The organism is Variovorax sp. FW301-JW7 (genome assembly GCF_058788795.1).
This window is the reverse complement of the sequence record NZ_JBYTBC010000001.1, coordinates 357006-383158: the sequence shown is the minus strand read 5'-3', so window position 1 is coordinate 383158 and position 26153 is coordinate 357006. Positions and strand designations below refer to the sequence as shown.

The window sequence follows — 26153 nt, the reverse complement described above, 5'->3', positions numbered from 1 at the left end:
AACCTGCTTGCCCCGACCATGGACCACGCCCTCCCCTTCATCGTTGTGGAAGACCGCCAGAACACGGCCCTGCGCCTGTGCGGCGAATCCGCGGCCAGGGCGCAGGAGCCGCTGGTCGTCCTGTCGGACACCGACGCCGGGCCGGCATACGAACGCTTCTGCCAGGCCTACGTGCACCTGTCGAGCAACACGCCGGCGTTCGAGAAGATCTGCTTCCGGCGCTACTTCCTGCTGGCGAACCACCTGGCGGCGCACCCCGATTGCCGCGCCTTCGTGCTGATCGACAGCGACGTGCTGCTGTTTCGCGGCGTCGGCGCCCACATTGCGCGCCTGGTGGGCAGTGCCGATTTCTCGGGCTCCAGCATCCTGCCCACGGGCGGCTGGAACCCCTGCCAGGTTTCGCCGCACGTGAGCTACTGGACGGCCGCCGGCCTGCAGGACTTCGTCGCCTGCCTCGTGCGCATGTACAGCACGCCCGCCGGCCTGCACCAGCTGCGCGAGATTGCCGAGCGCTTCGCGGCCCGCAGCGTGCGCGGCGGGGTGTCCGACATGACGCTGCTGTACCTGTGGGCGCAGGCCACGGGCAACACCGTGCCGATCAACCGGGTGTTCGAGGGCCAGGTGATCGACCACAACGTCAACGGCGGCACCAACCACCTGGCGCGCGAGTTCCGCGTTCGCGGCGGCGCCAAGCGCCTGGCCTTCGTCGACGGCCAGCCCTGCCTGCGGACGCCGGCGGGCGACACGGTGCGCGTGCTCGCGCTGCACTTCCAGGGCTCGGCCAAGCTGGCGATGCAGCCCGCGCTGCATCGCCGCGTGTACACGGTCGCGGCGCTTACCTGGGCCCTGCAGATGGCGCGCCGGGCCAAGAACAACGCGCACCGGATCGCCTCGCGCGCGCGCCGCATGGCCGACAGCCTGGGCTTCGCAGACGCACCGGCGGCCAAGCACCCCGCGGACGGGAGCACGCCATGAAGCCAGCCGCCGGCACCTCGTTCGCCCTGCCCGGCGTCCGCCTGGCGCAGCGCCTGGGGCTGGGGGCGCTCGCGTCGCGGCTCTATGTGTACCTGTCGGGTTTTCTGGCGATCTTCCTGATCGCGGCGCAGGTGGCGCCCGCGCGCTTCGGCGAGTACTCGATCTACCAGTCGGTGCTGGAAGTGGCGCTGGTCGTGGGCACGCTGGGCAGTTCGCTGCTGTTCTCGCGCAATGCTGCGAGCGTGCCGCCCCGGGTGACGCGCGGCGACCTGGTGCGCACGCTGGCGATCGGGCTGCCGCTCGCCGCGGTGCTCGCGGCCGGCGTCGTGGGTGCGCAGCGCCTGCCGGTGGTCGGCATGCCCTTCGTGCTGATCGTGTTGTCGCTCGCGGTCTTCGCGTTCAACAGCCTGCGCCTGTCGTACAGCCGGGGCCTGGGCCATGCGGGCCTGCTCAACCTGGAGTCGGGCATGCGCGCGACCGTGCTGGTACTGGGCGTGGCGGCGATGGCTGTGCTCGGTCTGGAGATCGGTGTGGCGCACCTGCTCGCCATCAACCTGCTGGCCTTGATGCTCGTGGGCGCGGCCATCTTCCTGACGGCGAACGGCGCGGCACCGCCGGTCGGGCCGCCCGTGCTGGCGCTCGCGTCGCAGGCCAGCGCCACGGTGTATGCGCTGCTGACCTTCCTGCTGCGCAAGTCGGACCTGCTGCTGGTGGCGCTGTTCATGCCGCTGGGCTACGTGGGCGCGTTCAAGCTGGCCTTTCTTCTCGCGGAGGCGCCCTCGCAGTTCGTGCAGGCCTTTCTGGTCACGAAGACGCCGGCGATGCTGGACGCCAACGCAGCCAACCTGACGCGCGAGAAGCTGCGGCTGGCGCGGCATTCGTTCCTGCTCGGCTGCATGCTCTTCGTGGGGCTGGCGGGCCTGATGGCGGTGGCCGCGCCGTTGCTGAAGCTCGGCCCCGAGGCGCGCGACATCTTCGTGTGCATCGCGCCGTACTTCCTGCTGAGGACCTACACGGTCCATCACGAAATCATGCTCTCGCTCAACGCCACGATGGGCTCGCTCGGCTGGTGGACGCTGCTGGAGTTCGCGCTGCGCATCGCCTCGTACGGCGTCGTGATCTCGCTCTTTCCGGACAAGCCGCACTACGTCTTCTTCATCGCCTTCGTCTCCGACTTCCTGCTGTACGAGCTGCGCATGCGCGCGCTGTTCGGCTTCTTTCCGATCGTGCGCCTGCTGCGCCCGGTCATGGAGACGTCGCCGTGAAGATCCTGCTGTACTCGATGAACTTCGCGCCCGAGCTGGCCGGCATCGGCAAGTACTCGGGGGAAATGGCCGACTGGCTCCAGGCCCGGGGCCACGACGTGCGCGTGATCGCGGCGCCGCCCTTCTTTCCGCACTGGGCGGTGTTCGAGGGGCATTCGGCCTGGGCCTATCGCAAGACCACCGGGCGCAACGGCCTCACGGTCTGGCGCGCGCCCACCTGGGTGCCTTCGCAACCGCGTGCGCTGTCGCGCGTGGCGCACCTGTGCTCGTTCATGCTGTCGAGCCTGCCGCTGCTGCTGGCGCAGGCACGCTGGAAGCCCGACCTCGTGGTCGTCGTGGAGCCGCCGCTTTTCTGCGCGCCCGCGGTGCTGTGCTTCTCGAAGCTGCTCGGCGTCCCGTCGTGGCTGCACATCCAGGACTTCGAGGTCGATGCGGCGTTCGGCCTGGGCCTGCTGCGCGGTGCGGGCGTGCGGCGTGTCGCGCTGTCGCTGGAGCGCTGGCTGCTGGCGAGGTTCGACCGCGTGTCGACCATCTCCGCGGCGATGATCGACAAGGCCCGGAGCAAGGGCATCGATGAAGGTCGCCTGGTGCTTTTCCCGAACTGGGTAGACGTCTCGGCGATTCGCCCCGCCCCCCATGCGGGCGGCGGCTACCGGGCCGAGCTGGGCATTCCGCCCGAGGCCGTGGTCGTGCTCTATGCGGGCAGCCTGGGCGCCAAGCAGGGCATCGAGCTGCTGGCCGAGGCGGCAGGCCTGCTCGCCGACCGGCAGCACATCCACTTCGTGATCTGCGGCAACGGTCCGAGCCGCGGCCCGCTGATGTCGGCCTGTGCCGGCCTGGACCGCGTGCACTTTCTCGACCTGCAACCCGCCGAGCGGCTCAACGAATTGCTGGGCATGGCCGACATCCACGTGCTGCCGCAGCGCGCCGATGCCGCGGACCTCGTGATGCCCTCGAAGCTGGCCGGCATGTTCGCCAGCGGCAAGGCCGTGATCGTCACGGCGCACCCCGGCACCGAACTCGCCCGCGTGGTCGCGGACCGCGGCGTCGTGGTGTCCCCTGGCGATGCCGCCGTGCTGGCCGATGCGATCGCGCAACTCGCGTGCTCACCGGGCCTGCGCCAGGCGCTCGGCGCGGCGGGCCGCGCGTTCGCGCTGGCGGAGCTCGACCAGGACGCCATCCTGTCGCGCTTCGAGCAGGAACTGCTTCGCTGCGTGGCGCAGCCAGGCACGACCACGCCGTCTTCCCTTCACGAGTCACGGCCATGACCCCCTCCAAGATCCTCGTGACGGGTGGCGCCGGCTTTGTCGGAAGCCACGCCTGCGTGGCGTTGATCTCGGCCGGCTTCCTGCCGGTGGTGCTGGACACGCTGGTCAACAGCGATCCGCGTTCGCTGGAGCGCGTGGGGCGCATCTGCGGCGTGCAGCCGCAGCTCGTGCGCGGCGACGTGCGCGACGCGGCGGTGCTCGACCGCGTGTTCGCCGAGCACGGGGTCGACGCGGTGCTGCATCTCGCGGGGCTGAAGGCGGTCAGCCGCTCGGTGAGCGACCCGCTGGGCTACTACGACGTCAACGTGGCGGGCAGCCTGGCGCTGGCGCGCGCCATGGAGCGCGCCGGCGTGCGCACGCTGATCTTCTCGTCCTCGGCCACGGTCTACGGCGACATCCCGCGCTCGCCGATACGGGAAAGCGCGTCATACGCGGCCGTGAACCCCTATGGGCGCTCCAAGGTGATGGTGGAGCGCATGCTCGCGGACCTCTCGCGCTCCGATCCGCGCTGGGGCATCGCGTGCCTGCGCTTCTTCAATCCCATCGGCGCGCACGAGAGCGGCCTGCTGGGCGAACACCCCCAGGGGCCACCGGACAACCTGGTGCCGTATGTCTCGCAGGTCGCGGTGGGCGAGCGCGGGCACGTCGTCGTGCATGGCAACGACTACGACACACACGACGGCACGGGGGTGCGCGACTACGTGCACGTGATGGACGTGGCCGAAGGCCATGTGGCGGCCCTGCGGTACGCGGCGCTCCATCGGGGCCTGCTCACCGTGAACCTGGGCACGGGGCGCGGCGCGTCGGTGCTCGACGTGATTGCGGCGTTCGAACGCGCGTGCGGGCACCGCATCGCGGTGCACATCGGGCCGCGCCGTCCCGGCGATGCCGCGGCCTACTGGGCGGATGTGCAGCACGCCCAGGACAGGCTCGGCTGGCGTGCACAGCGAAGCCTGGACCAGATGTGCGCCGACAGCTGGCGCTGGCAGCTGGCGAACCCGCGCGGCTTCGACGCGCCGGTGCCGGACTTCCCGGTCCACACCGCCGACGGCAGCGCCGCATCGGCCTCCCTCCCTCACTCACTCCAACCGGGGCAAGAACATGGTTGACAACACGCTCATGACGTCCGGCGACCCCGCCCCCGCCGCGATGCTGCTGCGTCAGCAGGGCACTTCCACCACCCCCGCGTACGCGTCCGCCGCAAGGTTGTGGCCGGATTTCATGACCGGCCAGGAAAAGTCGCCGGTGCGCGTGCTGCTCATCGACGACGACGAGTACATGCGCCGGGTGATCGCCCAGGAGTTGCTGTCGGACCTGCGCATCCAGCTCGAAGGCCAGGCCGACAGCATCCGCGAGGGACGCAAGCTGCTGGCCACGCATGCGTTCGACGTGCTGATGGTCGACCTGCGGCTCAGCGACGGCATGGGCTTCGAGCTGATCACCGAGGCGCGCCGCCACCATGGCAACGGCGAGATCATCGTGATCTCCTCGCTCGAGGACGACGCCCACGTGCTGCGCGCCTTCGAGCTGGGCGCCACGGGCTATCTGCTGAAGAACGCCTGGCTGCAGAGCTTCGCCGAGGCGGTGCTGCACGTGGTGAACGGCGGCGCCGTCATCACGCCGCGGCTCGCGCGGCGCCTGCTGCACCGCCTGAACCAGCAGCCCCGCGAGCAGCCGCAGCAGCAGCCCGCCGACGACGCCACGTCGCCGCCGCACGGGGCCACGCTGACGCCGCGCGAGAGCCAGGTCCTTCGCCACGTGGCGTCAGGCTGCGTCTCGGCGGAGATCGGCGCCAGGCTCGGCATCACCGGCCAGACGGTCAACGTGCACATCAAGAGCATCTACAAGAAGCTGCATGTGCATTCGCGCGCCCAGGCGGTGAACTTCGCCGTTCACACGGGCCTGATCTGAGCGGCACGCCTTCGAAGCGATCCGATCCACCACCCCCTGCACAACAAAGGCTGGTCACCATGAACACCCCCACCATCCATCCCGTGGTCCTGTGCGGCGGCAGCGGCACGCGGCTGTGGCCGCTGTCGCGCAAGGCGTTTCCCAAGCAGTTCGCGCCGCTGATCGGCAACAAGAGCCTGCTGCACCTCACGCTGGAGCGGCTCGCCACGCTGAACCGGACGATCACCTGCGTCGCGTCGGAAGAGCATCGGTTCCTGGTGCGCGAAGCGATCGAGAACGCGCACACGCAAGGCCGCCAGATCCTCGAACCCGTGCCCCGCAACACGGCCGCTGCCATGGCCGCGGCGGCCCTGCTGGCCGACCCCGACGACCTGCTGCTGTTTGCGCCCGCGGACCACCACATTCCCGACGTGGCGCTGTTCGAGGCCACGATGCGCAGCGGCGTCGAAGCAGCCCTGGCGGGCAAGATCGTCACCTTCGGCATCGCGCCCAGCTTTCCGAGCACGGCCTACGGCTACATCGAGGCGGCCGGGGCCACGGGCCATGGCCCCAGCCACGCGGTGGCGCGCTTCGTCGAGAAGCCGACGGCGGCGGTGGCCGCAGCGCTGATCCTGCAGGGCAACTACTGCTGGAACGCGGGGATCTTCCTGGTCCAGGCGCGCACGCTGGTCGCGGCCTTGCGCACGCATGCGCCCGACATCCTCGCCACCTGCGAACGCGCGACCGCCGCGGTGTCGGTCGACGGCAGCTTCGTACGCCTGGACCGCGAGGCCTTCGAAGGCTGCCGCAGCGACAGCATCGACTACGCGGTCCTCGAAAAGCACGCCGACGTCGCGGTGGTGCGCTTCGAGGGCGCGTGGAGCGATGTGGGCAGCTGGAACGCGGTGGCCCAGCTGCACCCGGCCGACGAGGCGGGCAACCGCGTGAGCGGCGCGGGCAGCGTGCTGAACTCGCGCAACACCTTCGTGCATGCACCGCACCGGCCGGTGGTGGCGCTCGGCACCGAGGACCTGATCATCGTGGACACGCCGGACGCGGTGCTGGTCGCCGGCGCGGACTGCGCCGAACAAGTGGCCGAGGTGGTGCGCATGCTGGCGCGCGAGGGCACGGTCGAAGCCACCGAACATCGCCGCGTGGTGCGGCCCTGGGGCGCCTACGACAGCATCGACACGGGCGAGCGCTTCCAGGTGAAGCACCTGACCGTCAAGCCCGGCGGCAAGCTGTCGCTGCAGATGCACCACCACCGCGCCGAGCACTGGATCGTCGTCAAGGGCACGGCCAAGGCCACGCGCGGCGGCGAGGTGCTGCTGGTGCGGGAGAACGAGTCGATCTACCTGCCCTCGGGCACCATCCACCGGCTGGAGAACCCCGGCAAGACGATGCTGGAAGTGATCGAGGTGCAGACCGGCAGCTACCTCGGCGAGGACGACATCGTGCGCTTCGACGACACCTACGGCCGCTGCCCTGCGGCCGAGAAGCGCGAGGCGCTCGCGATGGCATCGGCCGTGGCGCTGGCGATCGAACGCGGCATCGATGCGCCGGCCTGACCCGTCCCTTCATCTCACCCCACCGAAGCCATGAAAAAACGCGCTGTCGTCACTGGCATTACCGGACAGGACGGGGCGTACCTGGCCGAGCTGCTGCTGGGCAAGGGCTACACCGTCTACGGCGCCTTCCGCCGAACCAGTTCGGTGAACTTCTGGCGCATCGAGTCGCTCGGCATCCAGGACCACCCGGAGCTCCAGCTCGTGGAGTACGACCTGACGGACCTGGGCAGTTCGCTCACGCTGATCCGGGACGCGGAGCCCGACGAGGTCTACAACCTGGCGGCGCAGAGCTTCGTGGGCGCGAGCTTCAACCAGCCCGAAGCCACCACGCACACCAACGGCCTGGGCGCCCTCCACCTGCTTGAAGCGATCCGCCTGACGAACCGCCAGATCAAGTACTACCAGGCATCGACGTCGGAGATGTTCGGCAAGGTCCAGGCCATTCCGCAGAAGGAAGACACGCCCTTCTACCCGCGCAGCCCGTACGGCGTCTCCAAGCTCTTCGCCCACTGGATGACGATGAACTACCGGGAGAGCTATGGGATCTTCGGTTGCTGCGGCATCCTGTTCAATCACGAGAGCCCGTTGCGCGGCCGCGAATTCGTGACGCGCAAGGTCACCGACGCGGCGGCCAAGATCAGGGTCGGCAAGCTCGATGTGCTCACGCTGGGCAACCTGGACGCCAAGCGCGACTGGGGCTACGCGAAGGAGTACGTCGACGGCATGTGGCGCATGCTGCAGGCCGACAAGCCGGACAACTACGTGCTCGCCACCCACCGCGCGGAAACCGTGCGGGAGTTCGTCGACATGGCGTTCAGGGCCGCGGGCTATGAGCTCCGGTTCGAAGGAATGGGACAGGAGGAAGTCGCCATCGACCGCGAGACCGGCAAGGTCCTCGTGAAGATCGACCCGAAGTTCTATCGCCCGGCCGAAGTGGACCTGCTCATCGGCGACGCGTCGCATGCCAGGAAGACGCTGGGCTGGGAGCCCCGCACGACGCTGGAAGAACTGTGCGCGATGATGGTGGAGGCCGATTTGCGGCGCAACCGCGAAGGCCATTCCTTCTGAGCGCCCGGGGTGCGCTGGCCGCGCAGCAGACCCCTCCTGAATGGCACCAGGATTTGCGCGGGACCAACGAAAACGGCACCCGAAGGTGCCGCCTGAAACGGAAACAGCACCTGATGGTGCCGTTTGTCGTAGGTCTGAATGGTGGGCGGTGGAGGTTTCGAACCTCCGACCCCAGCAGTGTGAATGCTGTGCTCTACCCCTGAGCTAACCGCCCTGAGACACTGCTTTTGAGTTCAGTGTCTTGAACACGTATCGCGTTGTGCGAAGCCTCAGATTATGCCATAGCTTTTCAGCCGTTTTGGCGAAATAAAGTTTTTCCGCCGCTGGATTTGTCGAGTTGCGACAACACGGCCTCGTGCGCGCTGAGCTCATGCTCGGCCGCCGTGATCACCGGCAGCTCGAACTGGCTCAGGTCGATGGCCACGACCGTCGTGCCCTGCGCGGGCTCGTTCGAGGCCACGTCGATCAGCAATGCGTCCTGCCCGCGCGTGAGGTTGATGTAGACGTCGGCGAGCAGCTGCGCGTCGAGCTTGGCGCCGTGGAAGGTGCGGTTCGAGCGGTCGACACCGAAGCGGTCGCACAGCGCGTCGAGCGAATTGCGCTTGCCCGGGTAGACCAGCTTGGCCATGGCCAGCGTGTCGGTCACCTCGCTCACGAAGGTCTTGAGCGGCGGCAGGCCGGCGCGCTCGAATTCCTTGTTCAGGAAACCGACGTCGAAGGCCGCGTTGTGAATGATCAGCTCGGCATCGCGCAGGTACTCGATGATGTCCTTGCCCAGCGTGGCGAACTTCGGCTTGTCGCGCAGGAAGTCGGTGGTCAGGCCGTGAACCTTGAGCGCGTCCTCGTGGCTTTCGCGCTCCGGGTTGAAGTAGATGTGCAGGTCGTTGCCGGTGAGCTTGCGCGCGAACAGCTCCACGCAGCCCAGCTCGATGACGCGGTCGCCGTTCTCCGCAGACAGGCCGGTGGTTTCGGTATCGAGAACGATCTGGCGCGACATCAGTGGTTTTCCTTGGCGTGGTTGATCGTGTACTTGGGAATCTCGATCGTCACATTCTCTTGCGCCAGGATGGTCTGGCAGCTCAGGCGCGACTGCGGCTCCAGGCCCCAGGCGCGGTCAAGCAGGTCTTCCTCGCCTTCCTCGGCTTCGTTCAACGAATCGAGGCCCGCGCGCACGATCACGTGGCAGGTGGTGCAGGCGCAGCTCATCTCGCAGGCGTGCTCGATGTTGATGTCGTTGTCGAGCAGGGCCTCGCAGATCGAGGTGCCGGCCGGCGCGGTGATCTCGGCGCCTTGCGGGCAGTACTCGGGATGCGGGTAGATCTTGATCGTGGGCATGAAATGGTTCTGTCTACAGGGATTCGACCTTGCGGCCTGCGAGCGCGCGTGCAATGCCCGCGTTCATGCGCTGGGCGGCGAAGGCTTCGGTGTCGTTGGCCAGCGCCTTCGTGGCGGCTTCGATCACGGCGGCTTCGCTGCTGCTCTTGGCAACGTCGCGCAGCCGCGCCATCGAGGCGTCGATGGCGGCGCGCTCTTCGGCGCTCAGCAGGTCGCCGTCGGCATCGAGCGCGCTCTGCGTGGCCAGCAGCATGCGGTCGGCATCGACGCGCGATTCGACCAACGCACGGGCCTGCATGTCCTGCTGGGCGGTGGAGAAGCTCTCCTGCAGCATGGTCGCGATCTGGTCGTCCGACAGGCCGTACGAGGGCTTGACCGCCACGCTGGCCTCGACGCCGCTGCCCTGCTCCTTGGCGCTCACGCTCAGCAGCCCGTCGGCATCGACGGTGAAGGTCACGCGGATGCGCGCCGCGCCGGCCGCCATCGGCGGGATGCCGCGCAGCGTGAAGCGTGCGAGGCTGCGGCAGTCGGACACGAGGTCGCGCTCGCCCTGCACCACATGCAGCGCCAGCGCGGTCTGGCCGTCCTGGTAGGTCGTGAAGTCCTGCGCCATCGCGGTCGGGATGGTCTGGTTGCGCGGCACGATGCGCTCGACCAGACCGCCCATCGTCTCGATGCCGAGCGACAGCGGGATCACGTCGAGCAGCAGCAGCTCGCCCGCGCCGTTGTTGCCGGCCAGCTGGTTGGCCTGGATCGCGGCGCCGAGCGCCACGACCTCGTCGGGGTTCAGGTTGATCAGCGGCTCGCGGCCGAAATAGGCGGCCACTGCGCTGCGGATCTGCGGCATGCGCGTGGAGCCGCCGACAAGCACGATGCCCTGCAGGTCTTCGGGCTTGAGCTTCGCGTCGCGCAGCGCCTTGCGCACGGCGGCGAGGGTGCGATCGGTCAGCGCCTGGGTGGCCGCGAAGAACTGCGCACGGGACAGCGTGAACTCGACATCCCCGCCCGCCAATGCGGCACGGAAGGTGGTCGAGTCGGCGTCGGTCAGCGCTTCTTTCGCGGCGCGTGCGGCCACGAGCAGTGCGGCACGGTCGTTGTCGCTGGCGGCCTGACGGCCGGTCTGCGCGAGCACGAAGTCGGCGATGGCGTGGTCATAGTCGTCGCCGCCGAGGGCCGAATCGCCGCCCGTGGCGATCACTTCGAACACGCCCTGCGTGAGCCGCAGGATCGAGATGTCGAAAGTGCCGCCGCCGAGGTCATAGACCGCATAGACACCTTCGCTCGCGTTGTCCAGGCCGTAGGCGATGGCAGCGGCGGTCGGCTCGCTGATGAGGCGCAGCACGTTCAGGCCCGCGAGCTGCGCGGCGTCCTTGGTCGCCTGGCGCTGGCCCTCGTCGAAGTACGCGGGCACGGTGATGACGGCGCCGTAGAGCTCGTCGTCGAAGGTGTCTTCGGCGCGGTAGCGCAGCGTGGCCAGGATCTCGGCGCTGATCTCGACGGGCGACTTCTCGCCGGCGGAGGTCTGCACCTTGACCATGCCGCCGTCGTCACCGCCGATGCGGTACGACATGGCGTCGCGGTTCGCGATGTCGGCCAGGCCGCGGCCCATGAGCCGCTTGACCGAGGTGATGGTGTTGGCGGGGTCCTGTGCGCGTGCAGCCACGGCCTCGAAGCCGATCTGGCGACGGTCGCCGTCGAGGTAGCGCACGGCCGAGGGCAGCAGCACGCGGCCCTGGTCGTCGGGCAGGCACTCGGCCACGCCATTGCGCACCGAGGCCACCAGCGAATGCGTGGTGCCCAGGTCGATGCCCACGGCGATGCGGCGCTGGTGCGGATCGGGCGCCTGGCCGGGTTCGGAAATCTGAAGAAGAGCCATAAGGGCCTATTGTCCCAACTGATCGAGTTTTGTTTCGACGTCCTGGCCGAAGCGCTCAATGAACATGAGGGCTCTCACCTGCTGCACGGCGCCGGGGTAGTCGCCCTTCTCGTCGATCAGCCAGTCGAGCGACGAGAGTGCGCGGGCGCGCGTGGTTTCGACGTCCTCCTGCAGCAGCTCGACGGCGGCGATGTCGCGGGCGTCGTCGAGGGCCTCGCGCCATTCCATCTGCTGCATGAGAAAGGCGCCCGGCATCGCCGTGTTGTTCTCCGCATTCAGCGGTGCGCCGTTGAGTTCGCAGATGTAGCTCGCGCGACGGATCGGGTCCTTGAGCCGCTGATAGGCCTCGTTGATGCGCACCGACCACTGCATGGCCACGCGCTGCGCCGCGGCGCCCTGCGCGGCGAAGCGGTCCGGGTGCGCCTCGCGCTGCAGTTCCTTCCAGCGCGCGTCGAGCACGGCGCGGTCCTGCGCGAAGGTCGCCGGGACGGCGAACAGTTGGAAGTCGGTGTCGTTGAGGTTCATGGCAATAAAAAGCCGCCAGCACATGACATGGTGGCGGCTGTGGTCGCAGTCAGCGACGACGCATCAGATGCGAAAACTTTCGCCGCAGCCGCAGCGGTCACGTTCGTTCGGGTTGATGAACTTGAAACCCTCGTTCAGGCCTTCGCGCACGAAGTCGAGCTGCGTGCCGTCGATGTAGGCCAGGCTTTTCGGGTCGACCAGCACCTTCACGCCGTGGTCTTCGAACACCACGTCTTCCGGCGTGAACTCGTCGACGTACTCGAGCTTGTAGGCCAGGCCCGAGCAGCCGGTGGTCTTCACGCCCAGCCGCACGCCCACGCCCTTGCCTCGTTTGCCGAGGTAGCGGGTGACGTGGCGCGCAGCGGCTTCGGTCAGCGTGACGGCCATCTCAGTGAACAGCAGCTTCGGCGGTCGACTCGGGGGTCTTGGCGCCGTGCTTGGCCTTGTAGTCGCTCACGGCCGCCTTGATGGCGTCTTCCGCGAGGATCGAGCAGTGGATCTTGACCGGCGGCAGCGCCAGTTCTTCGGCGATCTGCGCGTTCTTGAGGGCCGCCGCTTCGTCGAGCGTCTTGCCCTTGACCCATTCGGTCACGAGCGACGAGGAAGCGATGGCCGAACCGCAGCCGTAGGTCTTGAAGCGCGCATCTTCGATCACGCCGGTTTCGGGGTTGACCTTGATCTGCAGCTTCATCACGTCGCCGCAAGCCGGTGCGCCGACCATGCCGGTGCCTACCGAGTCGTCGCCCTTTTCGAAGGAGCCGACGTTGCGGGGATTTTCGTAGTGGTCGATGACCTTGGAAGAATATGCCATGGTGTACCTCTCAAACTTTGTTCAATCGTGGAGCCTTGGGCTGGCCTGGGTCAGTGGGCCGACCACTGGATCGTGCTGATGTCGACGCCGTCCTGGAACATCTCCCACAGGGGGCTCAGCTCGCGCAGCTTGGCGACGTTGTGCTTGATGGTCGAGATGGCGTAGTCGATTTCTTCTTCGGTCGTGAAACGGCCGATGGTCATGCGCAGGCTGCTGTGGGCCAGCTCGTCGCTGCGGCCCAGGGCGCGCAGCACATAGCTGGGTTCCAGGCTGGCCGAGGTGCAGGCCGAACCCGACGACACCGCCAGGCCCTTGATGCCCATGATCAGCGACTCGCCTTCGACGTAGTTGAAGCTCATGTTCAGGTTGTGCGGCACGCGGCGCTCGAGGTCGCCGTTGATGAAGACCTGTTCGACATCCTTCAGGCCGTCGAGCAGGCGCTTCTGCAGACGCGCCGCATGGGCGATGTCGTCCTTCATCTCGAGCTTGGCAATGCGGTAGGCCTCGCCCATGCCGACGATCTGGTGCGTGGGCAGCGTGCCCGAGCGCATGCCGCGCTCATGGCCGCCGCCGTGCATCTGCGCTTCGATGCGGATGCGCGGCTTGCGGCGCACGTACAGGGCGCCGATGCCTTTAGGGCCGTAGGTCTTGTGCGAAGCCAGGCTCATCAGGTCGATGGGCAGCTTGGTGATGTCGATGTCGACCTTGCCGGTGGCCTGGGCCGAGTCGACGTGGAAGATCACGCCCTTTTCGCGGCAGACGTTGCCCAGCGCAACCACGTCCTGGATCACGCCGATTTCGTTGTTCACGAACAGCACGCTGGCCAGGATGGTGTCGGGGCGGATGGCCGCCTTGAATTTCTCGAGGTCGACGAGGCCGTTTTCCTCGACGTCGAGGTAGGTCACTTCGAAGCCCTGGCGCTCGAGTTCGCGCATGGTGTCGAGCACGGCCTTGTGCTCGGTCTTCAGGGTGATCAGATGCTTGCCCTTGCCCTTGTAGAACTGGGCCGCGCCCTTGAGGGCCAGGTTGATCGACTCGGTGGCGCCCGACGTCCAGACGATCTCACGCGGGTCGGCGTTGATCAGGTCGGCCACCTGGCCGCGCGCCTTTTCGACCGCCTCTTCGGCTTCCCAGCCCCAGGCGTGGCTGCGCGATGCCGGGTTGCCGAAATGTTCGCGCAACCAGGGGATCATGGCGTCGACCACACGCGGGTCAACCGGCGTGGTGGCGCCGTAATCGAGATAGATCGGGAAATGAGGAGTGACGTCCATGGCTGGCTCGGGCTGGCGTGGGGGTTGTTTTATGAGGTCGGGGCAAACTCGGAGCGATGCCCGCAGGCATCGCCGGACTCAATCAGGTCAGGACTTCGCGAAAACGTTGCCGAGAGCGAAGACCGAATTCGGCGCATTCACGCGAATGGGCTTGACCACCGGCTGGGCCGAGATGGCGCGCTTGACGACCGGCTTGTTCTCGATCTGCACGCCCTTGGCGATCTGGTCGTCGACCAGCTTCTGCAGCGTGACGGAGTCGAGGAACTCGACCATGCGCTGGTTCAGCGAGGCCCAGAGCTCGTGCGTCATGCAGCGACCCTGCTCACCGAGGCAGTTTTCCTTGCCGCCGCACTGCGTGGCATCGATCGGCTCGTCGACGGACACGATGATGTCGGCGACCGTGATGTCCGCCGCCTTGCGTCCGAGGCTGTAGCCGCCGCCGGGGCCGCGGGTCGATTCGACCAGCTCGTGGCGGCGCAGTTTGCCGAACAGCTGTTCGAGGTACGACAACGAAATCTGCTGCCGCTGGCTGATCGCAGCCAGCGTGACCGGACCGGTGTTCTGACGCAACGCCAGATCGATCATTGCTGTGACCGCAAAACGGCCTTTGGTAGTGAGACGCATCGCAAGCTCCTTCAAGTGCTTACCGTTGAAATGACACCACAGCCTTGGGCCGCGGTGACTTCGTCTCCGCCCTGCCCGACCCCGACGCTGGTGAACCAGCCGGTAGGAGTCGGTCCTTCATCGCGAAGTTCTTTGTTGTTGAGTATTTCGGTCAAGTATAGCAGATGCCCCTGAGATCTGCTCGGGTAAACCCCAGCGCGGCTCGCTTGAAGAAAGCGAACTTATGGCCTAGCCGAAATCAGGACGTCAAACCGGGGATGTTGTCGCCGCCCGACGCCCCGAACGCCTGCTCGCGCAGCAGCGCCAGCTGGTCGCGCACCCGGGCCGCCTTCTCGAATTCGAGGTTGCGGGCGTGCTCCAGCATCTGCTTCTCGAGCCGCTTGATTTCCCGGGCGATGTCTTTCTCGCTCATGTCCTCGACCTTGGCGCGTTCCAGGTCGAGCTTGGCCATTTCCTTGCCGGTCTTCTCGCTGTAGACGCCGTCGATCAGGTCGCGCACCTGCTTCACGATGCTGCGCGGCGTGATGCCGTTCGCCTCGTTGTGGGCAATCTGCCGGGTGCGGCGGCGCTCGGTTTCGCCGATGGCCTTCTTCATCGACTCGGTCATCCGGTCGGCATAAAGAATGGCCTTGCCGTTCAGGTTGCGCGCCGCACGGCCGATGGTCTGGATCAGCGAGCGCTCGGCACGCAGGAAGCCTTCCTTGTCGGCATCGAGGATCGCCACCAGCGACACCTCGGGAATGTCCAGCCCCTCGCGCAACAGGTTGATGCCCACCAGCACGTCGAAGGAGCCCAGGCGCAGGTCGCGCAGGATTTCCACCCGCTCGACCGTGTCGACGTCGCTGTGCAGGTAGCGCACCTTCACGCCGTTGTCGCTCAGGTAGTCGGTGAGCTGCTCGGCCATGCGCTTGGTCAGCGTGGTGATCAGCACGCGCTCGTTCTTCTCGACTCGGATGCGGATCTCGCCCAGCACGTCGTCCACCTGGTGCGTGGCGGGACGCACCTCCACCTCGGGGTCGATCAGCCCGGTCGGCCGCACCAACTGCTCGACGACGTTGCCGGCGTGGTCCTTCTCGTACTGCGCCGGCGTGGCCGACACGAAGATGCACTGGCGCACCCGCTTTTCGAACTCCTCGAGCTTGAGCGGTCGGTTGTCCAGCGCGCTCGGCAAGCGAAAGCCGTACTCGACCAGCGTGACCTTGCGCGCCCGGTCGCCGTTGTACATGGCGCTGAGCTGGCCCATCATCTGATGGCTCTCGTCGAGGAACATCAACGAGTCCTTCGGCATGTAGTCGGTGAGCGTCGCCGGCGGGTCGCCAGGCTCCGCGCCCGAGAGGTGCCGCGTGTAGTTCTCGATGCCCTTGCAGTGGCCGATCTCGGCCAGCATTTCCAGGTCGAAGCGCGTGCGCTGTTCCAGCCGCTGCGCCTCGACCAGCTTGCCCGAGCCGGTCAGCTCCTTGAGCCGGCCGGCCAGTTCGATCTTGATGGTTTCCACCGCCGCCAGCACCTTGTCGCGCGGCGTCACGTAGTGGCTCGACGGGTACACCGTGAAGCGCGGCACCTTCTGGCGGATGCGTCCGGTGAGCGGGTCGAACAGCTGCAACGACTCGATCTCGTCGTCGAACAGCTCGAAGCGGATGGCCAGCTCGCTGTGCTCGGCCGGGAACACGTCGATGGTGTCGCCGCGCACGCGGAACGTGCCGCGCGCAAAGTCCTGCTCGTTGCGCGTGTACTGCATGCGGATGAGCCGCGAGATCAGGTCGCGCTGGCCGACCTTGTCGCCGACGCGGGCAATCAGCCGCATCTCCATGTAGTCCTCGGGCGTGCCGATGCCGTAGATGGCGCTCACCGTGGCCACGATGACCGTGTCGCGCCGCTCCAGCACGCTCTTGGTGGCCGACAGGCGCATCTGCTCGATGTGTTCGTTGATCGAGGAATCCTTCTCGATGAACAGGTCGCGCTGCGGCACGTAGGCCTCGGGCTGGTAGTAGTCGTAGTAGCTCACGAAGTACTCGACGGCGTTCTTCGGAAAGAACTCGCGGAATTCGCTGTAGAGCTGGGCCGCCAGCGTCTTGTTGGGTGCGAACACGATGGCCGGACGGCCCAGCCGGGCGATCACGTTGGCCATGGTGAAAGTCTTGCCCGAGCCCGTCACGCCCAACAACGTCTGGTACACCTCGCCGTCGAGCACCCCGGCCACCAGGCCGTCGATGGCCGTGGGCTGGTCGCCTGCCGGCGGATAAGGCTGGAACAGCTCGAACGGCGAGTCGGGGTAGCGGATGAATTGGCCCTGTTTCGCCGGCCCGATCGGGTCGACTTTCTTCAGGTCTGCTATGGCTTCGGTGTTCTCTGGCATGGCTGTTCCCGACAGGTGGCGTGGCGCCGGTAAAATTCAAGGCAACCGGAAAGGATAAAGCCTCCTCCGGTTGCCAGCGAAGCTTTCATCCCAAAGGACCTTTCCATGTCTATGTTCACCGCGGTCGAAATGGCGCCGCGCGACCCGATCCTCGGCCTCAACGAGCAATTTGCAGCCGACACCAACCCCCTCAAGGTCAATCTCGGCGTCGGCGTGTATTACGACGACAACGGCAAGCTGCCCCTGCTCCAGTGCGTGCAGGCCGCAGAGCAGAACATGATGAAGGCCCCCTCGGCCCGCGGCTACCTGCCGATCGACGGCATCGTGGCCTACGACAACGCCGTCAAGGGCCTGGTCTTCGGCCCCGAGAGCGAGCCCGTCACCTCCGGCCGCGTGGCCACCATCCAGGCCATCGGCGGCACCGGCGGCCTGAAGGTCGGCGCCGACTTCCTCAAGAAGCTCAACCCCAACGCCACCGTGCTGATCAGCGACCCGAGCTGGGAAAACCACCGCGCGCTGTTCACCAACGCCGGCTTCACGGTCGAAAGCTACCCCTACTACGACGCCGCCCAGCGCGGCATCAACTTCGACGGCATGCTGGCCGCCCTGAACGCGGCACCGGCCGGCACCATCGTCGTGCTGCACGCCTGCTGCCACAACCCGACCGGCTACGACATCACCCCCGCGCAGTGGGACCAGGTCGTCGCCGCCGTCAAGGCCAAGGGCCTCGTGCCCTTCCTCGACATGGCCTACCAGGGCTTCGGCTACGGTCTGAAGGAAGACGGCGCGGCTGTCGCCAAGTTCGTCGATGCCGGCCTGACCTTCTTCGTGTCGACCTCGTTCTCCAAGAGCTTCAGCCTGTACGGCGAGCGCGTCGGCGCCCTGTCGGTGCTGTGCGAGAACAAGGAAGAAGCCGGCCGCGTGCTGTCGCAACTCAAGATCGCCATCCGCACCAACTACAGCAACCCGCCGATCCATGGCGGCGCCGTGGTGGCCGCGGTGCTCGGCACCCCCGAGCTGCGCGCCCTGTGGGAAAAGGAACTGGGCGAGATGCGCGTGCGCATCAAGGCCATGCGCCAGAAGCTGGTCGACGGCCTGAAGGCCGCCGGCGTGAAGGAAGACATGAGCTTCATCACCACCCAGATCGGCATGTTCAGCTACTCGGGCCTGACCAAGGACCAGATGGTTCGCCTGCGCAACGAGTTCGGCGTGTACGGCACCGACACCGGCCGCATGTGCGTCGCCGCGCTCAACAGCAAGAACATCGACTACGTCTGCGCGTCGATTGCGAAGGTCATCTAGGTGACAACCGGGTGTGACTGAATCGACTTTTTGACGATTCGTTCACATTCGGCCACAGAAGGCGAATCCAGCCCGCTTCGGGCTAGGGTTCGGCCCCCTGCGCCGCGGCAAATGCACTGATATATTGCACTGCAACATCCACTCAAAGACCCGCGATGCTCTATCAACTCTACGAAGCCCAGCGTTCCCTGATGGAGCCCTTCTCGGACTTCGCCCAGGCCGCCTCCAAGCTCTACGGCCCCGGCGCCGTCTGGAGCCAACTGCCGATGGCACAGCGCATGGCCGCCGGCTATGACCTGCTGTACCGGCTGGGCAAGGACTACGAGAAGCCCGAGTTCAACATCAAGTCCGTCAAGGTCGACGGCGAAGACGTCGTGATCCAGGAGGCCGTCGAGCTCGACAAGCCCTTCTGCGAACTGCGCCGCTTCAAGCGCTTCACCGACGAACCGCACATCCTCAAGACGCTCAAGAGCCAGCCCGTGGTGCTGATCGTGGCGCCGCTGTCGGGCCACTACGCCACGCTGCTGCGCGACACCGTGCGCACCATGCTGCAGGACCACAAGGTCTACATCACCGACTGGAAGAACGCGCGCCTGGTGCCGCTGTCCGACGGTGAGTTCCACCTGGACGACTACATCAACTACGTGCAGGAGTTCATCCGCCGCCTGCAGGCCGAGTACGGCAACTGCCACGTGGTGAGCGTGTGCCAGCCCACCGTGCCGGTGCTGGCGGCCGTGTCGCTCATGGCCAGCCGCGGCGAGCCGCTGCCCCTCACGATGACCATGATGGGCGGCCCGATCGACGCGCGCAAATCGCCCACGGCCGTGAACAACCTCGCGACCAACAAGAGCTTCGAGTGGTTCGAGAACAACGTGATCTACCGCGTGCCGCAAGGCTTCCCTGGCGCGGGCCGCAAGGTCTACCCGGGCTTCCTGCAGCACACGGGCTTCGTGGCCATGAACCCCGATCGCCACGCCAGCAGCCACTACGACTACTTCAAGGACCTGATCAAGGGTGACGACGCCAGCGCCGAAGCCCACCGCAAGTTCTACGACGAGTACAACGCCGTGCTCGACATGGACGCGGACTACTACCTCGAGACCATCCGCACCGTGTTCCAGGACTTCGACCTGGTCAACGGCACCTGGGACGTGAAGAACCCCGCCGGCCAGGTGGAGCGCGTGCGTCCGCAGGACATCCACGCCACCGCCCTGCTCACCGTCGAAGGCGAGCTCGACGACATCTCCGGCTCGGGCCAGACCCAGGCCGCGCACAGCCTGTGCACCGGCATCGCCGACGGCAAGCGCGAGCACTACGAGGTCAAGGGTGCAGGCCACTACGGCATCTTCAGCGGCCGCCGCTGGCGCGACCTGGTCTACCCGAAGGTGCGCAACTTCATCGCCGCCAGCGACGAGCCCCAGCGCCGCGCCGGTGCGCGCGAAGAGTTGCCGGCCGAAGACCGCATCAAGCCGGGCCAGAAGCTGAAGGCCGTGGCCACCGCCGCGGCCCGCAAGACGCCGGTCGCCGCCAAGAAGGCCGTCGCCGTGAAGGCCGCGCCGGCTGCCAAGAAGCCGGCCGCAGCGGCAAAGAAGCCCCGCGCCAGCGCCGCGCGCTGAGCCGCGCGCATCACCCACCGTGAACGGGCTGGCCGCACGCATCAACGACGCACTGCCTCAAACGCAGTGCACACGGTGCGGCTATCCCGATTGCGCGGGTTATGCGCAGGCCATCGCCGAGGGCGAGGCCGACATCAACCAGTGCCCGCCCGGCGGTGCCGAAGGCATCGAGCGCATTGCGCTGCTCACCGGCCGCCCCGCGCTGCCGCTCGATCCGCAGTTCGGCACCGAAGGCCCGCGCGCCATGGCGGTCATCGACGAGGCCTGGTGCATCGGCTGCACGCTCTGCCTCGACGCCTGCCCGACCGACGCGATCATCGGCATCAACAAGCGCATGCACACGGTGATCGAGGCGCACTGCACGGGCTGCGAGCTGTGCATTCCGGTCTGCCCTGTCGACTGCATCTCGCTCGAGGTTGAAACACCCGGCCGCAGCGGCTGGCAGGCGTGGTCGCAGGCACAGGCCGAGGCCGCATTGCAGCGCTACAAGCTGCACGCCCAACATCGCGAGACAGCGAAGCGTGAGGCCGAACCCGCGCCTGCCGCCGCCGAACCGCAGGCCGCCGACACGCGCAAGCGCTCCATCGTCGAAGCCGCCCTGGCGCGTGCCCGCGCCGCCGCCGAACAGCGCCAAGCCGCCACCAAACCATGACCCTCGACACCCTGCTGATCTATGCCGTCGCGTCGCTCGCCCTGGCGGTGATCCCCGGCCCGACCATGCTGCTGGCGCTGTCCAACGGCATCGACGGCGGCATGCGCCGCGCCAGCTGGGGCATCGCGGGCGCGTCGCTGGGCAGCGTCTCGCTGATCGCGGTCGTGGCGCTCGGGCTGGGCTCGCTGCTCGCAGCCTCGGAATGGCTCTTCAACGCGATCCGTGTCGCGGGCGTGGCCTACCTGGTGTGGCTCGGCATCAAGCTGTGGCGCAGCGAAGCGACCGACCTGGGCACGGCGCTGGCCAAGTCGGCCGTCGAGGTTCGTCCGCACGGGCGCATCGCGCTCGTGCGCAGCCTGATGGTGGCGCTCTCGAATCCGAAGACGGTGCTGTTCTTCGCGGCCTTCCTGCCGCAGTTCATCGACACCGCCAAGCCCCAGGGCATGCAGTACCTGGTGCTGGGCGCGATCTTCGTGGTGCTCGACACCTGCGTGATGCTGGCCTATGCCGGCGCCGGCACGCAGGCCGTGCGCTGGCTCTCGCGCCGCGGCCTCAAGGTGCTCAACCGCAGCTGCGCCGTCGGCATGTGGCTGCTGGCCGCCACCCTCGCCTTCTGGCGCCGACCGGCCTGAGCCTCGTCGAACTCAGCCCTTCTGCGGGCGCTTGAACAGCAACAGCAGCACACCCGCCAACACGACGCCCACGGCGTACCACTCGAAGCGCGTGACCGTCTCTTGGGCGATCCACACGCCCAGCAGCATCGCGATCACCGGGTTGACGAAGGTGTAGCTCGCCGCCAGCCCGGCTGGTGCCTGCGCGAGCAGCACCATGTAGGCGTTGAAGGCGATCAGCGAGCCGAACACCACGAGGTAGACCCACGCCCCCAGCGCCACCGGCTGCGGCGGCCAGCGCATCGTTTCGCCCGACACCGCGGCCAGCACCATCAGCACCACGCCGCCGCACAGCATCTCGCTCGCGAAGCCCATCGCACCGGGAGCCAGCGGCAGACTGCGCTGGCTCAGCACGCTGCCGAGCGACCAGCAGATGCAGGCCACGCAGATCGCCACCAGCCCCTCGGGCGAGGCCTTGAAACCGCTGCCCTGCGTGAGCATCAGCACGCCGACCAGCCCCAGCGCGATGCCCGCCGCCTCGAGCCGCGCCGGCTTCACGCCCCAGATCAGGTTCAACAGAGCAATCAGCAACGGAATGACGGCAATGAACGCCACCACCAGCCCCGAGCCGATCGACACCTCGGCCAGCGCCGTGCCGCCCATGCCGCCGCCGAGCATCAGCGCACCGACGACCAGCGCATTGCGCCACTGCAGACGCGTCGGCCAGGGCGTGCCGCGCCAGCGCATCCACGCCGCCAGCAGCACGCTCGCGACCAGGAAACGCGAGCCCATCTGCAGGAACGGCGGAAAGCTGATGAGCGCGTACTTGATGGCCAGGTAGGTCGAGCCCCAGACCACCCAGGTGGCGGCCAGGCACAGCCACAGCAGCGGCGTCAGCCGGGGGCGCGAGGAGGAAGCGGCAGGCGCGGCCTGCGCAGTGGGTGCGAGTGTCGACATGGCGAGGGTGTCTCTTATTGGTATCAGGTGTCCGTCATGGTATGAAAGCCGCCCGCCGGCAGCCATGCGAATTTCATGGTTCTGCTCGCACCGCACCGTCGATTTAAAGGACTTCCATGGACTTCACCTTGACCCCCCCGCTGGACGCCCACGACTCCCGCATCCTGGCCGAACTGCAGGCCGACGCCCGCCTGAGCATGGCCGAGCTGGGCCGCCGCGTGCACCTGAGCCAGCCGGCCGTGACCGAGCGCGTGAAAAAGCTGGAAGCCGCCGGCGTCATCACCGGCTACCGCGCCACCGTGAACCTCACGCGGCTGGGCTACGGCATCCGCGGGATCATCCGCGTCGGGCGGGCCGACTACGACCTCGTGGTGAAGCTGGTGCAGGAGACGCCCGAGTGCGTCAATGCCTACAACGTGACCGGCGAGGACAGCTGGATCCTCGAGATCGCGGTGATCGACGTGCCGCACCTCGATGCGGTGCTCGCCAAGTTCTGCATCCTGACCGAGACCGCGACCTCGATCATCCTGAACCCGGCGCGCGAGCACCAGCCGATGCTGCCGCCGCAGCGCGCCGACGTGAAGCCGCCGGTGCGCAAGGCGCTCAGCGCGTAGCGGCGAGCGCGTTGAAGGCCGTCACCACCTCGGGCGGCGCCTGCACCATCTCGACCAGCACGCCCTCGCCCGAGATCGGGAACTCGTCGTTGGCCTTGGGGTGCAAAAAGCAGATGTCGAAACCGGCCGCGCCCTTGCGGATGCCGCCCGGCGCAAAGCGCACGCCCTGCGCCGTGAGCCACTCGACGGCCTTGGGCAGGTCGTCGATCCACAGGCCGACGTGATTGAGCGGCGTGGTGTGCACCGCCGGCTTCTTCTCGGGGTCCAGCGGCTGCATCAGGTCGACCTCGACCTTGAACGGGCCGCTGCCCATCGAGCAGATGTCTTCGTCGACGTTCTCGCGCTCGCTGCGAAAGGTGCCCGTCACCTCGAGCCCCAGCATGTCGACCCACAGCTTCTGCAGACGCAGCTTGTCGGGGCCGCCGATGGCGATCTGCTGGATGCCCAGCACCTTGAAGGGGCGCGGCGCGGTCATGCGCAACCGCCTTCTTCCGCCTGCTCCTGCGTGCGATGCGAGCGCAGGCCGAGCTTGCGCAGCAGCTGCACGTCGGCATCGACGTCGGGGTTGCCGGTGACCAGCAGCTTGTCGCCGTAGAAGATCGAGTTGGCGCCGGCCATGAAGCACAGGGCCTGCACCGCCTCGCCCATCTGCTGGCGGCCGGCCGACAGGCGCACGCGCGCGGTCGGCATGGTGATGCGCGCCACGGCGATCATGCGCACGAAGTCGAAGGGATCGACCGGTTCCGAGTCGGCCAGTGGCGTGCCGGGCACGCGCACCAGGCTGTTGATCGGCACCGACTCCGGGTACGGGTCCATGTTGGCGAGCTGTGCGATCAGCCCGGCGCGGTGCACCGGCTGCTCGCCCATGCCCACGATGCCGCCGCAGCACACGCTGATGCCGGCGCCGCGCACGGCCGCCAGCGTGTCCAGGCGGTCCTGGTAGGTGCGTGTGTCGACCACGTCGGTGTAGTACTCGGGCGCGGTGTCCAGGTTGTGGTTGTAGTAATCGAGGCCCGCGGCCTTGAGCTGCTGCGCGTGGTGCGGCTCCAGCATGCCCAGCGTGGCGCAGGTCTGCAGGCCCAGGCCCTTCACGGCCTCGACCAGCACCGCCACCTTCTCGACGTCGCGGTCCTTGGGCGCGCGCCAGGCGGCTCCCATGCAAAAGCGCGTGGCGCCGGCGTCCTTGGCGGCCTGCGCGGCGCGCACCACCTCGTCGACCTCCATGAGCTTCTGCGCCTTCACGCCGGTGTCGAACTCGGCCGACTGCGGGCAGTAGCCGCAGTTCTCGGGGCAGCCGCCGGTCTTCACCGACAGCAGCGTGGCCAGCTCGATGTCGCCCTCGGGGAAATGCCGGCGGTGCACGGTCTGCGCCTCGAACAGCAGTTCCATGAAAGGCTTGTCGAGCAGCGCCTGGATGGCCTCCACCGACCAGGGGCCCTGGGGCGTCGCCACGGCCTTGGCCGGGCGGTGCAGCGTGATTGCCGCTTGTTGCAGATCGTTGGCACCCATCAGTTGAACTCCAGAATGATTTGGTCGACGGCGAGCGATTCGCCCTTGGCCGCCGAGATCTTGCCCACCACGCCGTCCTGCGCGGCGAACAGCACGTTTTCCATCTTCATGGCCTCGATCACGGCCAGCTTCTCGCCGGCCTGGACCTGCTGCCCCGGCTGCACCGACACCTCGACCAGCAGCCCCGGCATCGGCGACATCAGGAACTTGCTGAGGTCGGGCGGTGCCTTGTAGGGCATCAGCTCGAGCAGGCGCGCGCCCAGCGGCGACAGCACCATGGTCTCGATCTGCGTGCCGTCGTGCGAGACGCGCAGCGCCAGCGGGTTCTTGCCCGCGCCGCGCTCCACCTGCGCCGTGAAGGGCTTGCCGTTGGCCGTGCCCTGCACGCGCACCGCGCCCAGCGCGAAATCGCTCTCGATCTGGTAGCGCTTGTCGCCCACCGTGACGGCGCTGGCGCCGGTCTTGTCCTGGAAGTCGCTCACCGACACCGCGTGGTGCACGTGCTTGCCCTCGGGACCCAGCTCGACCACCACGAACTGCTCGCCCACCTTCACGCCGTGGCCCGCGAGCTGTCCGCTGATGCCCGAGGCGCGCGCGCGGTAGCGGCGGTTGACGAAGGCGGCCAGCGCCACCAGGAACGACGGGTCGGCGTGCGGCACGTCTTCCGCATGGAAGCCCTTGCCGTAGTGCTCGGCAATGAAGCCGGTGTTGAAATCGCCCGCCACGAACTTCGGATGCGCCAGCAGCGCGGCCTGGAACGGGATGTTGCTGCTGATGCCGCGGATCACGAAGCCGTTGAGCGCCTCGCGCATGAGGGCGATGGCCTCGTTGCGGTCCTTGCCGTGCACGATGAGCTTGGCGATCATCGAGTCGTAGTACATCGGGATCTCACCGCCGTCGTACACGCCGGTGTCCACGCGCACGCCGTGCAGGTGGCCGGTGTCGCTCGCGAACATGCTCTCGGCCGGCGGCTGGAACTTCACCAGGCGGCCCGTCGACGGCAAGAAGTTGCGGAACGGGTCTTCGGCGTTGATGCGGCACTCGATGGCCCAGCCGTCGCGCTTCACGTCGGCCTGCGCCAGCGGCAGCTTCTCGCCGGCCGCCACGCGGATCATCAGCTCGACCAGGTCCAGGCCGGTGATGCACTCCGTCACCGGGTGCTCCACCTGCAGGCGCGTGTTCATCTCCAGGAAGTAGAAGCTCTGGTCCTTGCCGACCACGAACTCCACCGTGCCCGCGCTCTGGTACTTCACGGCCTTGGCCAGCTGCACCGCCTGCTCGCCCATCGCCTTGCGCGTGGCGTCGGTGATGAACGGCGACGGCGCCTCCTCGATCACCTTCTGGTGGCGGCGCTGGATGGAGCACTCGCGCTCGTTCAGGTAGATGACGTTGCCGTGCGAGTCGCCGAGCACCTGGATCTCGATGTGGCGCGGCTCCTCGACGAACTTCTCGATGAACACGCGGTCGTCGCCGAAGGAATTGCGCGCCTCGTTACGGCACGAGGTGAAGCCCTCGAAAGCCTCCTTGTCGTTGAAGGCCACGCGCAGGCCCTTGCCGCCGCCGCCGGCCGAGGCCTTGATCATCACCGGGTAGCCGATGTCCTTCGCGATCTCGACGGCACGCTCGGCCGTCTCGATGGCGTCGTTCCAGCCGGGAATGGTGTTGACCTGGGCTTCGTTCGCGAGCTTCTTCGAGGCGATCTTGTCGCCCATGGCCGCGATCGAATAGTGCTTCGGGCCGATGAAGGCAATGCCCTCTTCCTCGACCTTGCGCGCGAAGGCTTCGTTCTCCGACAGAAAGCCGTAGCCCGGGTGCACGGCCTCGGCGCCGGTCTTCTTGCAGGCCGCGATGATGCGGTCGGCCTGCAGGTAGCTCTCACGGCTGGGCGCGGCGCCGATGTGCACGGCCTCGTCGGCCAGCTCGACGTGGCGGGCTTCCTTGTCGGCGTCGGAGTAGACGGCGACGGTGAGGATGCCCATCTTCTTGGCAGTCTGGATGACGCGGCAGGCGATTTCGCCACGGTTGGCGATCAGGATTTTCTTGAACATGTTCTTCTTTCT

25 protein-coding genes and 1 tRNA gene are annotated in these 26153 nt (G+C 67.4%); 12 read left to right on the top strand and 14 right to left on the bottom strand.

Going from position 1 to position 26153, the window contains the following annotated elements; all coding sequences use genetic code 11:
• The first annotated feature begins 18 nt into the window (after positions 1-18).
• The 7 genes from AC3WQM_RS01610 to gmd are packed head-to-tail and all read left to right on the top strand — an operon-like array spanning position 19 to position 8034.
• Positions 19-975 carry a hypothetical protein gene (locus tag AC3WQM_RS01610; RefSeq protein WP_492676673.1) on the top strand — a complete coding sequence of 319 codons (957 nt, stop codon included), beginning with the start codon at positions 19-21 and terminating at the stop codon, positions 973-975.
• Positions 972-2240 carry a lipopolysaccharide biosynthesis protein gene (locus tag AC3WQM_RS01605; RefSeq protein ID WP_492676672.1) on the top strand — a complete coding sequence of 423 codons (1269 nt, stop codon included), beginning with the start codon at positions 972-974 and terminating at the stop codon, positions 2238-2240. Before AC3WQM_RS01610 ends, AC3WQM_RS01605 begins: the two co-directional genes overlap by 4 nt.
• On the top strand, positions 2237-3508 hold the full coding sequence (locus AC3WQM_RS01600) for a glycosyltransferase WbuB (RefSeq protein ID WP_492676671.1): 1272 nt from the start codon (positions 2237-2239) through the stop codon (positions 3506-3508). The genes AC3WQM_RS01605 and AC3WQM_RS01600 overlap by 4 nt, the downstream gene beginning before the upstream one ends.
• Positions 3505-4617, top strand: a complete 1113-nt coding sequence (gene galE, locus AC3WQM_RS01595) for a UDP-glucose 4-epimerase GalE (RefSeq protein ID WP_492676669.1) — start codon at positions 3505-3507, stop codon at positions 4615-4617. Before AC3WQM_RS01600 ends, galE begins: the two co-directional genes overlap by 4 nt.
• 40 nt (positions 4618-4657) lie before the next feature.
• Positions 4658-5419 carry a LuxR C-terminal-related transcriptional regulator gene (locus AC3WQM_RS01590; RefSeq protein WP_492677177.1) on the top strand — a complete coding sequence of 254 codons (762 nt, stop codon included), beginning with the start codon at positions 4658-4660 and terminating at the stop codon, positions 5417-5419.
• Positions 5420-5478: 59 nt separating this feature from the next.
• A complete protein-coding gene (locus tag AC3WQM_RS01585) occupies positions 5479-6966 on the top strand; it encodes a mannose-1-phosphate guanylyltransferase/mannose-6-phosphate isomerase (RefSeq protein ID WP_492676667.1) in 1488 nt (495 codons plus the stop codon).
• A 30-nt stretch (positions 6967-6996) separates the two neighbouring features.
• Positions 6997-8034: a GDP-mannose 4,6-dehydratase gene (gmd, locus tag AC3WQM_RS01580; protein ID WP_492676666.1), complete on the top strand. Its 1038-nt coding sequence runs from the start codon at positions 6997-6999 to the stop codon at positions 8032-8034.
• A gap of 139 nt (positions 8035-8173) precedes the next feature.
• Here gmd and AC3WQM_RS01575 read toward each other — a convergent pair.
• The 10 genes from AC3WQM_RS01575 to uvrB all read right to left on the bottom strand — a co-directional run bounded on the left by AC3WQM_RS01575 (position 8174) and on the right by uvrB (position 16832).
• Positions 8174-8248, bottom strand: a tRNA-Val gene (locus AC3WQM_RS01575).
• Positions 8249-8323: 75 nt separating this feature from the next.
• A complete protein-coding gene (gene dnaQ, locus AC3WQM_RS01570; protein ID WP_492676665.1) occupies positions 8324-9031 on the bottom strand; it encodes a DNA polymerase III subunit epsilon in 708 nt (235 codons plus the stop codon).
• A complete protein-coding gene (fdx, locus tag AC3WQM_RS01565; protein WP_099790179.1) occupies positions 9031-9369 on the bottom strand; it encodes an ISC system 2Fe-2S type ferredoxin in 339 nt (112 codons plus the stop codon). Before fdx ends, dnaQ begins: the two co-directional genes overlap by 1 nt.
• A gap of 13 nt (positions 9370-9382) precedes the next feature.
• Positions 9383-11245 carry a Fe-S protein assembly chaperone HscA gene (gene hscA / locus AC3WQM_RS01560; protein ID WP_492676664.1) on the bottom strand — a complete coding sequence of 621 codons (1863 nt, stop codon included), beginning with the start codon at positions 11243-11245 and terminating at the stop codon, positions 9383-9385.
• A gap of 6 nt (positions 11246-11251) precedes the next feature.
• The gene (hscB, locus tag AC3WQM_RS01555; RefSeq protein WP_492676663.1) at positions 11252-11770 is read right to left on the bottom strand and encodes a Fe-S protein assembly co-chaperone HscB; all 519 of its coding nucleotides are present in this window, start codon (positions 11768-11770) and stop codon (positions 11252-11254) included.
• A gap of 63 nt (positions 11771-11833) precedes the next feature.
• Complete coding sequence (gene iscA / locus AC3WQM_RS01550) at positions 11834-12157, bottom strand: iron-sulfur cluster assembly protein IscA (RefSeq protein ID WP_007828190.1); 324 nt, start codon at positions 12155-12157, stop codon at positions 11834-11836.
• A gap of 1 nt (position 12158) precedes the next feature.
• On the bottom strand, positions 12159-12581 hold the full coding sequence (iscU, locus tag AC3WQM_RS01545) for a Fe-S cluster assembly scaffold IscU (RefSeq protein ID WP_062473231.1): 423 nt from the start codon (positions 12579-12581) through the stop codon (positions 12159-12161).
• A gap of 50 nt (positions 12582-12631) precedes the next feature.
• On the bottom strand, positions 12632-13852 hold the full coding sequence (locus AC3WQM_RS01540; protein WP_489058440.1) for an IscS subfamily cysteine desulfurase: 1221 nt from the start codon (positions 13850-13852) through the stop codon (positions 12632-12634).
• Between the two features lie 87 nt (positions 13853-13939).
• A complete protein-coding gene (iscR, locus tag AC3WQM_RS01535; RefSeq protein ID WP_056580055.1) occupies positions 13940-14476 on the bottom strand; it encodes a Fe-S cluster assembly transcriptional regulator IscR in 537 nt (178 codons plus the stop codon).
• A 238-nt stretch (positions 14477-14714) separates the two neighbouring features.
• Positions 14715-16832 (bottom strand): excinuclease ABC subunit UvrB, encoded by a 2118-nt coding sequence (gene uvrB / locus AC3WQM_RS01530; RefSeq protein WP_492676662.1) that lies wholly within the window; start codon positions 16830-16832, stop codon positions 14715-14717.
• 105 nt (positions 16833-16937) lie between these two features.
• On the opposite strand from uvrB, the gene AC3WQM_RS01525 reads away from it, so the two are divergent.
• The 4 genes from AC3WQM_RS01525 to AC3WQM_RS01510 all read left to right on the top strand — a co-directional run bounded on the left by AC3WQM_RS01525 (position 16938) and on the right by AC3WQM_RS01510 (position 21034).
• Positions 16938-18134: an amino acid aminotransferase gene (locus tag AC3WQM_RS01525; RefSeq protein ID WP_369646673.1), complete on the top strand. Its 1197-nt coding sequence runs from the start codon at positions 16938-16940 to the stop codon at positions 18132-18134.
• 155 nt (positions 18135-18289) lie between these two features.
• Positions 18290-19750, top strand: a complete 1461-nt coding sequence (locus AC3WQM_RS01520; protein WP_492676660.1) for a polyhydroxyalkanoate depolymerase — start codon at positions 18290-18292, stop codon at positions 19748-19750.
• A gap of 19 nt (positions 19751-19769) precedes the next feature.
• The gene (locus AC3WQM_RS01515) at positions 19770-20402 is read left to right on the top strand and encodes an RnfABCDGE type electron transport complex subunit B (RefSeq protein WP_492676659.1); all 633 of its coding nucleotides are present in this window, start codon (positions 19770-19772) and stop codon (positions 20400-20402) included.
• The gene (locus tag AC3WQM_RS01510; RefSeq protein ID WP_492676657.1) at positions 20399-21034 is read left to right on the top strand and encodes a LysE family translocator; all 636 of its coding nucleotides are present in this window, start codon (positions 20399-20401) and stop codon (positions 21032-21034) included. Before AC3WQM_RS01515 ends, AC3WQM_RS01510 begins: the two co-directional genes overlap by 4 nt.
• 12 nt (positions 21035-21046) lie before the next feature.
• On the opposite strand, the gene yedA is transcribed toward AC3WQM_RS01510, so the two are convergent.
• The gene (gene yedA / locus AC3WQM_RS01505) at positions 21047-21970 is read right to left on the bottom strand and encodes a drug/metabolite exporter YedA (protein ID WP_492676656.1); all 924 of its coding nucleotides are present in this window, start codon (positions 21968-21970) and stop codon (positions 21047-21049) included.
• 116 nt (positions 21971-22086) lie between these two features.
• On the opposite strand from yedA, the gene AC3WQM_RS01500 reads away from it, so the two are divergent.
• Positions 22087-22584 (top strand): Lrp/AsnC family transcriptional regulator, encoded by a 498-nt coding sequence (locus AC3WQM_RS01500; protein WP_492676655.1) that lies wholly within the window; start codon positions 22087-22089, stop codon positions 22582-22584.
• Here the strand turns inward: AC3WQM_RS01500 and AC3WQM_RS01495 are convergent.
• The 3 genes from AC3WQM_RS01495 to accC are packed head-to-tail and all read right to left on the bottom strand — an operon-like array spanning position 22574 to position 26141.
• Positions 22574-23059, bottom strand: a complete 486-nt coding sequence (locus AC3WQM_RS01495; RefSeq protein ID WP_159271498.1) for a VOC family protein — start codon at positions 23057-23059, stop codon at positions 22574-22576. The two genes, AC3WQM_RS01500 and AC3WQM_RS01495, sit on opposite strands and share 11 nt — an antisense overlap.
• A complete protein-coding gene (gene bioB, locus AC3WQM_RS01490; protein ID WP_070061063.1) occupies positions 23056-24093 on the bottom strand; it encodes a biotin synthase BioB in 1038 nt (345 codons plus the stop codon). Before bioB ends, AC3WQM_RS01495 begins: the two co-directional genes overlap by 4 nt.
• The gene (gene accC / locus AC3WQM_RS01485; RefSeq protein WP_492676653.1) at positions 24093-26141 is read right to left on the bottom strand and encodes an acetyl-CoA carboxylase biotin carboxylase subunit; all 2049 of its coding nucleotides are present in this window, start codon (positions 26139-26141) and stop codon (positions 24093-24095) included. Before accC ends, bioB begins: the two co-directional genes overlap by 1 nt.
• Positions 26142-26153: the final 12 nt, after the last annotated feature.

What these genes read in the sequence shown, in the direction of transcription:
- AC3WQM_RS01610 (WP_492676673.1), top strand. Translation starts at nt 19, where the DNA reads ATGGACCACGCCCTCCCCTTCATCGTTGTGGAAGACCGCCAGAACACG.
- AC3WQM_RS01605 (WP_492676672.1), top strand. Translation starts at nt 972, where the DNA reads ATGAAGCCAGCCGCCGGCACCTCGTTCGCCCTGCCCGGCGTCCGCCTG.
- galE (WP_492676669.1), top strand. Translation starts at nt 3,505, where the DNA reads ATGACCCCCTCCAAGATCCTCGTGACGGGTGGCGCCGGCTTTGTCGGA.
- AC3WQM_RS01590 (WP_492677177.1), top strand. Translation starts at nt 4,658, where the DNA reads ATGCTGCTGCGTCAGCAGGGCACTTCCACCACCCCCGCGTACGCGTCC.
- AC3WQM_RS01585 (WP_492676667.1), top strand. Translation starts at nt 5,479, where the DNA reads ATGAACACCCCCACCATCCATCCCGTGGTCCTGTGCGGCGGCAGCGGC.
- gmd (WP_492676666.1), top strand. Translation starts at nt 6,997, where the DNA reads ATGAAAAAACGCGCTGTCGTCACTGGCATTACCGGACAGGACGGGGCG.
- dnaQ (WP_492676665.1), bottom strand. Translation starts at nt 9,031, where the DNA reads ATGTCGCGCCAGATCGTTCTCGATACCGAAACCACCGGCCTGTCTGCG.
- fdx (WP_099790179.1), bottom strand. Translation starts at nt 9,369, where the DNA reads ATGCCCACGATCAAGATCTACCCGCATCCCGAGTACTGCCCGCAAGGC.
- hscA (WP_492676664.1), bottom strand. Translation starts at nt 11,245, where the DNA reads ATGGCTCTTCTTCAGATTTCCGAACCCGGCCAGGCGCCCGATCCGCAC.
- hscB (WP_492676663.1), bottom strand. Translation starts at nt 11,770, where the DNA reads ATGAACCTCAACGACACCGACTTCCAACTGTTCGCCGTCCCGGCGACC.
- iscA (WP_007828190.1), bottom strand. Translation starts at nt 12,157, where the DNA reads ATGGCCGTCACGCTGACCGAAGCCGCTGCGCGCCACGTCACCCGCTAC.
- iscU (WP_062473231.1), bottom strand. Translation starts at nt 12,581, where the DNA reads ATGGCATATTCTTCCAAGGTCATCGACCACTACGAAAATCCCCGCAAC.
- AC3WQM_RS01540 (WP_489058440.1), bottom strand. Translation starts at nt 13,852, where the DNA reads ATGGACGTCACTCCTCATTTCCCGATCTATCTCGATTACGGCGCCACC.
- iscR (WP_056580055.1), bottom strand. Translation starts at nt 14,476, where the DNA reads ATGCGTCTCACTACCAAAGGCCGTTTTGCGGTCACAGCAATGATCGAT.
- uvrB (WP_492676662.1), bottom strand. Translation starts at nt 16,832, where the DNA reads ATGCCAGAGAACACCGAAGCCATAGCAGACCTGAAGAAAGTCGACCCG.
- AC3WQM_RS01525 (WP_369646673.1), top strand. Translation starts at nt 16,938, where the DNA reads ATGTCTATGTTCACCGCGGTCGAAATGGCGCCGCGCGACCCGATCCTC.
- AC3WQM_RS01520 (WP_492676660.1), top strand. Translation starts at nt 18,290, where the DNA reads ATGCTCTATCAACTCTACGAAGCCCAGCGTTCCCTGATGGAGCCCTTC.
- AC3WQM_RS01510 (WP_492676657.1), top strand. Translation starts at nt 20,399, where the DNA reads ATGACCCTCGACACCCTGCTGATCTATGCCGTCGCGTCGCTCGCCCTG.
- yedA (WP_492676656.1), bottom strand. Translation starts at nt 21,970, where the DNA reads ATGTCGACACTCGCACCCACTGCGCAGGCCGCGCCTGCCGCTTCCTCC.
- AC3WQM_RS01500 (WP_492676655.1), top strand. Translation starts at nt 22,087, where the DNA reads ATGGACTTCACCTTGACCCCCCCGCTGGACGCCCACGACTCCCGCATC.
- AC3WQM_RS01495 (WP_159271498.1), bottom strand. Translation starts at nt 23,059, where the DNA reads ATGACCGCGCCGCGCCCCTTCAAGGTGCTGGGCATCCAGCAGATCGCC.
- bioB (WP_070061063.1), bottom strand. Translation starts at nt 24,093, where the DNA reads ATGGGTGCCAACGATCTGCAACAAGCGGCAATCACGCTGCACCGCCCG.
- accC (WP_492676653.1), bottom strand. Translation starts at nt 26,141, where the DNA reads ATGTTCAAGAAAATCCTGATCGCCAACCGTGGCGAAATCGCCTGCCGC.